Annotated in this window: 4 protein-coding genes; 1 reads left to right on the top strand and 3 read right to left on the bottom strand. The window is 28.6% G+C overall.

Features of this window, described 5'->3' with window-relative positions; translation table 11 throughout:
- Window positions 1-330 precede the first annotated feature (330 nt).
- The gene (locus SPJ17_RS01405; RefSeq protein ID WP_321092027.1) at window positions 331-1,650 is read left to right on the top strand and encodes an ISL3 family transposase; all 1,320 of its coding nucleotides are present in this window, start codon (window positions 331-333) and stop codon (window positions 1,648-1,650) included.
- Between the two features lie 226 nt (window positions 1,651-1,876).
- On the opposite strand, the gene SPJ17_RS01400 is transcribed toward SPJ17_RS01405, so the two are convergent.
- Genes SPJ17_RS01400 through SPJ17_RS01390 form a run of 3 tightly spaced genes read right to left on the bottom strand, consistent with a single transcriptional unit; the run spans window position 1,877 to window position 4,189 of the window.
- Window positions 1,877-2,824 carry a prolipoprotein diacylglyceryl transferase family protein gene (locus tag SPJ17_RS01400; RefSeq protein ID WP_321092025.1) on the bottom strand — a complete coding sequence of 316 codons (948 nt, stop codon included), beginning with the start codon at window positions 2,822-2,824 and terminating at the stop codon, window positions 1,877-1,879.
- Window positions 2,825-2,840: 16 nt separating this feature from the next.
- Window positions 2,841-3,413, bottom strand: a complete 573-nt coding sequence (locus SPJ17_RS01395; protein ID WP_321092024.1) for a hypothetical protein — start codon at window positions 3,411-3,413, stop codon at window positions 2,841-2,843.
- Window positions 3,414-3,421: 8 nt separating this feature from the next.
- Window positions 3,422-4,189: a hypothetical protein gene (locus tag SPJ17_RS01390; protein ID WP_321092023.1), complete on the bottom strand. Its 768-nt coding sequence runs from the start codon at window positions 4,187-4,189 to the stop codon at window positions 3,422-3,424.
- Window positions 4,190-4,227 lie beyond the last annotated feature (38 nt).

The following is a 4,227-nucleotide window of genomic DNA, read 5'->3' as shown; positions in this document are numbered from 1 at the left end:
TGTTTTTCTTTAATTGTTCAACTTGTTCAGGAGTAAAATAATTTTTGCCCATATCATCATCTCGTTTCTATTAGTTTTATTATACAACGACAAAAAGACCCTACAAAGTAGAATCCACCTTTTTTTTAAGTGTCTACTTTAGATAATTTAAAATAATCGATGTATGATATACAGCTTTAAAATTAAAAGATGTATATTAGCTTTCAAGAAAAGATGTATATTAGCTTTCAAGAAAAGATGTATTAATTATTTAAAAATAAATAGATAAGAAAAAACTCCTTTAATGTATAATTGAAATTAGCTAGAAATCATATACGAGGAGTTTTATTTATGGATAAAGAATCCATATCAAGATTAGGGTTGGATTATATTTCGAACATCGATGTTGAATCATCCGATGAAATATATGATCCTTCCACTACTAATCATATCATAGTTTTAAAATTAATTAAACAAACAAATATTTGCTGCCCACATTGTGGACTCGTTGGCAAATCAAAATTAAGGAGCACTATTGTTCAAACTATTAAACATGCTTCTGCTAATGAGAATAATCTACTTATTAAATTGAAACGTAGAGTATATCTTTGTGAATGTGGTAAAACATTTAGAGAAGAAAATCCATTTACTTCTTCAAAACGTAAAACCACACTTCAAAAAGATTTTAAAATACTAATGGCTTTAAAAGATATGAATAAATCTTTTACAGATGTTGCCAAAGAATTCAATGTTTCAGTTCAAACTGTAATTAATATTTTTGATGCTAAAGTTGATATACCACGTCAAACATTAACTCAAGTATTATGCGTCGATGAAGTATATTCTAAACATTGCGGATATCATAAATTTTGCTTTGTAACTTATTCACCACAACTTGATAAAATATTAGATGTTCTTCCTTCTCGTAATAAAGAAGATTTACTAAGATATTTTGGTAATACTCCTTTAGAAGAACGGAAGCGAGTTAAATACTTTTCTATGGATCTATATGATACATATAGACAGGTAGCTAAGCTGTGCTTTCCTAATGCTTTAATTTGTGCCGATCATTTTCATGTCATAAAAAACTTAAGTGATTTTTTTAATTCAGCTAGAATTAGGATAATGAAGAAATACGAACGTTTTAAACGGCAAAATGATTCCTGGTATTGGCTTTATAAAAAGTATTGGAGAAAATTATTGAAGGCTCCAGAGAATTTGAAATATGAAAAATTTAGGGTTTCAAAATCTGGAATGTACCTTGATGAACACCAAATTGTTGATTATATGTTATCTATTGATGCTGATTTAAAAGCTGGTTATGAGCTTTTAAACGAGTATAGGAACTATAATTCCTGTGCCACTACTATTAATGCTGCCTCATGGTTAGATGAACTAATAATTAAATTCCATAATTCGACATTAGAGGAATTTCACAAAGCTTACAAGCTTCTCAAGAATTGGAGACAAGAAATTATTAATTCCTTCAATCGAGTAAATGGATTCATCATTAGTAATGGTGGAATGGAACGAGCTAATAGAGATATTAAAACTATTATTAGACACTCGTTCGGATTTACTAATTTTGGGAGATTTAGAAATAGAGTAATGTATTGCAAAAATAAAGATGCTTCTATTTTAGCTTACAGAAAAGATAAAAAGAAAAAATAAAAAGAAAAATATATATATATGATTTCTAGCAAAAAAGGTGTATTAATTTTGATTTCACAAAAACTAATACACCTATTTTTTTAAAGCATATACATCCGTTTTTTTAAAGCGTATACATCCGTTTTTTTAAAGCTCGATTCTTCCTTATACATCTATTTTTCAAAAAAACCGTTTAATGCGCAAAATATATTCTTTGAATAATTAATTGATTTATAAAATTGTTTTTTCATAATCTTGATAAAATATCTTTTTTCTTGTTTTCAAATTCCTCATCAGTTATTATGTTTTCTTTATTTAGTCTAGCTAATTCTTCGAGTAGACTAATTGGATTAGCTATTTCATTTGTAAGATTATCTTGAGGTTCATTTTTCCATTGTTCTAGTTTATTATATAATTTATGGAATATAATATTTTTTCTTGTTAATATCGTAAGAATACCGCAAACAATCAAGATAATTGATAAGAACTGTGCTGGAGATACTATTGTAAATGTAGAGCCACGATCATCTGCTCTAAAAAATTCTAATATAAATCTAAATATAGAATAAACTATGGCATATATTTCCACATTATATTTTTTGAATCTCTTGTGGTTAATTAATAAAAAGACATATAAAAGTAATTCAAAGCATGCTTCAAATAATTGAGTAGGTAATACTGGTAAGCTTCTTCCATCTAATCCAGGAAACTTTTGTGCAGCTAAGCTTCCAAAAGGATATATTACTCCAAAAATTGAATCTGTAACCTGACCATAACAACATCCTCCAAAGAAACAACCTACTCTTCCTAATGAATGTCCGATTATAATACCAGGCATCAATAATGATAAATAATATAATTCATTTCCTTTAGAACCAGGAATAAATTTGTGAATTAATATTGGCATAACTATAAATACACCAACGACACCACCTAGCCATGTAATACCTCCTATTACAATCTTTCCTTCCTCAATGGAATGAAAAATAGAATTGAATATGAATGCTGATACAGCTAGAATAATTAAACCAACTCCAGAAATCAAATAAAGTCTATTACATATTTTTTTGGGTAATTTTTCTATTTTTTCAAGAATAATAAAGGTTGTAATTACAAATGCTATAATTCCTAACGAAACCATCACTCCATATAGCGGAACCTTATAGCCAAAAAAATTAAATACATTTGGGACCATATATATCACCTATAATTTAATCAGTGTATCCAGCATCTTTAAAACTGATACATGTTCCTGAGACTTTTACATTTAAAGTAAAATCATATCCTTCAAAACTTGGCGGAACTGTTATTCTTAAATTTTTATCTCCACCACCACTAAATCTATATACAGCAAATTGTCCTTGACTAATACTAACTTGTGCAATTGAGATATCTGTTGTCCATTCACGAAAAAGAATGCAATCATGAGCAATTATTTGGAAATAAATCACTCCCTCATAAACAACTACATTATTAAATGTGATTTCTGCTTCCCACTCTAAGTGATTGTAAGTTTCTGGAAATTTTGCTTCAACTTGACGTACATATGAATTCACAACATATTCATTTTCAATAACCCTAAATGATTCCCAATCACTAGTTACTTTTCCACAATGACTGTTTGAGCCTGGCAAACATGAATTCCAAGAATCATCGCAGAATTCACAAACCCAATTTTTATTGCATGATTCATATTCACAATTACATATACTACAGTAGCATGAGCAACAAAATAATGTAATCACAAATAAGAACGTTAAAAAAGAAATTTTAAAAATTTTCATATTACCGCCTACTCCTCAACACTATATCCATGCACATTGGAATTAATAACAAATATTGGATTACCTTGTACTACACTAACTATTAATGCAAGTTCCTCAAATGTTGCAGATAAATAATATATTCCAGGATTAAGTAAGTTATCATTGATGATTGACCCTTTTTCAGATTTTAAATAAGATCTTTCGTTTGGAAAATAATTTGTTGACTTATAGGTACTATTATCACATAATAATTCAACATAAAATTTCATGGCTGAAATAGTACTTTTAACTTCAATCTTTACTGTAATAGTTATACTTGGATTAAAAGCTTCTACTGGGTTTTGTAGTGCTTTAATAAACTCTACCCAATCGACACTTTCAAAAAATAAACCGTTATCAGTAACCTTCCCTGTTCCATATATTCCTAATGAATTTGATAACGAATACATTATTATTTCATAATCTACTCCTTCTTGTGCTTCTATTGTATTATATTGACTATATAATCCTTCTTCTGCAACCTCAAAACAGTTCCCTTCTAAACAATCAAAACCGCAAATAACACATTGACCACAGCCGCATTCAGAGCATCCGAAATACATAGGATACCATTCACATCTAACACAATCAGTATCACACTTGAAACCGCATAGATTCTTTCCTTCATATTCATTTTTAATGCATGCAAAACTTTTACCATCAGCCTCTTCACTTGTGGTACATGAAGTTGCAAAAAATATAGAAATAATTGAGATACACGCAAATATGATCGCAAAAATTCTCTTATTGAACATTTCTAACCTCCCAAATTATATTAATTTAAAATAATTAT

The organism is Anaeroplasma sp., from assembly GCF_034179385.1.
Lineage (GTDB): Bacteria > Bacillota_I > Bacilli_A > Acholeplasmatales > Anaeroplasmataceae > Anaeroplasma.
The sequence above is the reverse complement of the archived record's forward strand: the minus strand, read 5'-3'. Positions and strand labels throughout refer to the sequence as shown.